This is a genomic window from Kosmotoga sp. (assembly GCF_982836095.1).
The window spans coordinates 1-3,418 of record NZ_CEYIHJ010000061.1 but is presented as its reverse complement, the minus strand read 5'-3'; the positions used below and the strand labels follow the sequence as shown (position 1 = coordinate 3,418).

The window sequence follows — 3,418 nt, the reverse complement described above, 5'->3', positions numbered from 1 at the left end:
TTGGATACTCGATGCAAAATTTGGAGACATAGCCAACTCTTCCTCTCAATATGCAAGATTTGCGTATGAAGTTATGCAAGCGGATGCCGTAACATTGAATCCCTATATGGGGTTCGATGCAATAGAGGCCTTTGCAAAATATGAGGGTCGTTACGCTTTTATTTTGACTTTGACCAGCAATCAGAGCGCAATTGATTTTCAGATTCATGATGATTTGTCTTTAAAAGTCGCAAAAAAAATCGGTGAATGGAGAAGAGATTATAAGAATCTTGGAATGGTTCTTGGAGCTACCCAGGGTGAAAAGCTAATGACTTTACTTGAAGAAAATGATGGCTTTGCTCTCGTCCCTGGAATAGGCTCTCAGGGTGGAAGTGTGGATTTTTTACGGGATAGCGAACATTACGAGAGGCTGATTATAAACGTTTCAAGATCCATAATCTACGCAGAAAACATAAGAAAGAGCTGCGAAGAATTCTATCGTTTAACGTACTCAAAATAGGGAGGGATTTATGTGAACGATAAAGAAGCTATGGAAATACTCTTATCCCTTGGCGCGGTATTAAAAGGGCACTTTCTTCTTAGTTCGGGGAAGCATAGTGACACGTATATCCAATGTGCAAAACTATTTCAATATCCTGAATATAGTGAATTGTTTTCAAAGAAATTGGCTGATGAATTTACCGCTGATAAAATCGACGTTGTTATTGGACCAGCACTCGGTGGTGTGGTTTTGGCCTATGAAATGGCAAAACAGCTTAACGTTCGTGGAATATTTGCAGAAAGAACCCAGGGGCAAATGCAACTGAGAAGGGGCTTTGAAATAAAAAGAGGAGAAAAAGTCCTCGTTGTTGAAGATGTTGTCACTACCGGAGGCTCAACAAGGGAAGTAATGCAAATTGTAAAAGAACTGGGAGGGGAAGTCATGGGCATCGGTAGCATTGTTGACCGAAGCAATGATCAAGTGGATTTTGGGGTAAAGTTTAGATCAATTTTGAAAATCAATGCTATTGCCTATGAACCCCAAACATGCCCACTTTGCGAAAAAGGGATACCGATAGTAAAACCGGGAAGCAGGGAAAGAAAAAAAGCTAAGCATCAAAAGTGAATAGCGGGTTAAAAGCGGATTTGGGTTCTAGTTGTTAGGCCTTAGTAAAAATCCAGACCCAAAACCCTATATCCTAAACACATTCTTTTGTTTATATCGTTCCACCAGTTAATACCCTGGTAAGCATCATTTTTTTAAATTCATAAATAGCGATATCTGTTGTAGTTATCCCTATGTTTCTCAGTCCTATATTTTCGGACATTTGAATTAAGGTGAATGTTATTAGCAAAAAAGAGAAAAAACAAGAAAAGAGAAGAAAAAAAACAAGTAAAGAATAAAAAATAAAGAAAGAACAAGAAAAATAAGATAAAACGATATTCTTATTTATGAAATATATTTGTTATACTTACTTGTGTTGAATCAGATCCATCTGATCTGTACCGAAAGCAGGGATTCTTATGAAAATGGTTCAAAAGTACATTCATTATACTCACACTGCACGTATGTAGGACCTTTTTGGTTTGATGAATGTGAAAAGGTGGAGACATTTTCAGGGCATGGCTTAATTACCGGGACAATTAATTTCACCCTTAATAGCGGTATTTTTGAAGGTGTTTGTTTGGTTGATAAGTCTTGCACGTGCAATTGATTCGTGAATGGGAGGTGAGAGAAATGACAAAGCGTATCATTTTCATTACTTTAGTGATGATACTGCCATTATTGCTGATTGGGAACACTATTGTTGCTTATCTTCCAAGCGTTATAAACTGGAATACCGGGTCTTTTTCTCAGGACGTGGTGTTATCTGCTAAACAGCCAACTGAATTACCCATTACACCAGAATCAAAATTCCTTTTTGGAGAGATAAGTGTTGGAGCCAGACAGCTTAGCATTATGCTCCTCGACGGACCGTCACCAACTTTATGGGTGGATGCAAACAATAATGGTAGTTTTATTGTTGACGGTCCCGCGGAATGTTATTCGAGAAAAACGAAAGGAACTCAGGATATGTATTTCTGGAAAAAGGAAGTGACAGTTTATTATGATGTCGATGGAAAAGAGCATTCAAGTGACGTGCTTTTACGTTTTATAGGAACAAAGTTTGGTTTTTTTGGAAAGTATACATTGAGCTACTGGTTTTCAAGTCACCGCGAAGGGGTGCTTGAAGTTTCGGGAAACATTTATAAGGTGATTCTTTTTACAAAAAGAACAGATGGGGATTACAGCGTATTGGATGACATTCATTTCGGTATAGACCGCAACCTGGACGGAAAGATCAATCCATCAGTACCATCACCGGAAGTTTACAATGCAAAAGTTGTAATACCTATTGGTGGCAAAAACTACAGGATATTTTCTATTTCTCCTGCCGGCGCGAAGGTTGTTTTAGAAGCTGTGGATGAAGCTGCAACAATTAAGCCATTCCTTGAAGTCGGATACAAAGCCCCGGCTTTTACAGCAAAAGATCTTCTAGGAAGAGAAGTATCGATTCCGGCAACAGACGTAAAAGCAACAATTCTTGTTTTAAGCTCTTATAAGCCTTGTGAGATAGCTTCAAGAAGAGAAGACAGCTGTTACAGCTGTAGTAATGTCTTTACAGACACAAACAAAGCCAGATTGTACCAACTTCTACACGTTGACTATTATCTGAAAGAATTCTATACAAGTTCAATAAAAATAGTATGGTTGCTTACTGGTGAAGAATATGATGAGTTATGCCCTGAAGATATGGAGTGGCTCTATGTGGTAAACGATAGAGAGATGCTTTCACTGTATGGATACCCAGCAGCTGAAAGAATATTTGTTATAGATAAAGATGGAATCATAAGAGCAACAGATGAATACTGGATTGATGAAAAATCCTGGTTGTCGGATTATCCTCAAGGTGGTCAACTTATGCTTACGTTTGAAGACATAAAAGCCATTCTTAAAGATATATTTCTGCAATAACACGGAAAACGACTTCACTCCTGACGCAGAAAACAAGGGTATAGCATTTATTCCTTTTTAATAGCGAATCTTTTTATCTCATTTTATTAGGGTGTCTCAAAAATCAGTAACAACCAACAATATCAGCAACCTTTCTGTGAGGGCGATTGTTCAAGATATTGAACATAACACAAAGGTTGTATGCCAAAATGGCCAAACCCAATATCGCATAATAATTCCTGTTTCTCACATACCAGATGTATTCCAGATTGAAATACTCTTGTAGAATGTTAATCGTTCTCTCTATCTCCCAACGGTTTTTATACTTCTCCGCATATATTTGCCTTAATTGAATGCCTAACCAACGAGCCTGACTCTGCTTTTCCAGCGATATACCTTTCCTTTTGTTTGTATCTATCACTGGTATCATGCTACTACGATCAA

3 protein-coding genes and 1 pseudogene are annotated in these 3,418 nt (G+C 38.0%); 3 read left to right on the top strand and 1 reads right to left on the bottom strand.

All coding sequences use genetic code 11. From position 1 onward, the window contains the following. The 3 genes from AC3LHT_RS05530 to AC3LHT_RS05520 form a co-directional block, all read left to right on the top strand. On the top strand, positions 1–499 hold a 499-nt coding region (locus tag AC3LHT_RS05530; RefSeq protein WP_488662215.1), incomplete at its 5' end, for an orotidine 5'-phosphate decarboxylase / HUMPS family protein. Positions 500–511: 12 nt separating this feature from the next. Further along, the gene (pyrE, locus tag AC3LHT_RS05525; RefSeq protein ID WP_290666751.1) at positions 512–1,105 is read left to right on the top strand and encodes an orotate phosphoribosyltransferase; all 594 of its coding nucleotides are present in this window, start codon (positions 512–514) and stop codon (positions 1,103–1,105) included. A 612-nt stretch (positions 1,106–1,717) separates the two neighbouring features. Continuing rightward, positions 1,718–2,995, top strand: coding sequence for a hypothetical protein (locus AC3LHT_RS05520; protein WP_488662214.1), 1,278 nt, complete (start codon positions 1,718–1,720; stop codon positions 2,993–2,995). 103 nt (positions 2,996–3,098) lie between these two features. Here the strand turns inward: AC3LHT_RS05520 and AC3LHT_RS05515 are convergent. Continuing rightward, a pseudogene (locus AC3LHT_RS05515) lies at positions 3,099–3,418 on the bottom strand (transposase); the annotation flags it as partial.

Coding starts and splice junctions, on each gene's coding strand:
- AC3LHT_RS05520 (WP_488662214.1), top strand. CDS start 1,718: ATGACAAAGCGTATCATTTTCATTACTTTAGTGATGATACTGCCATTA.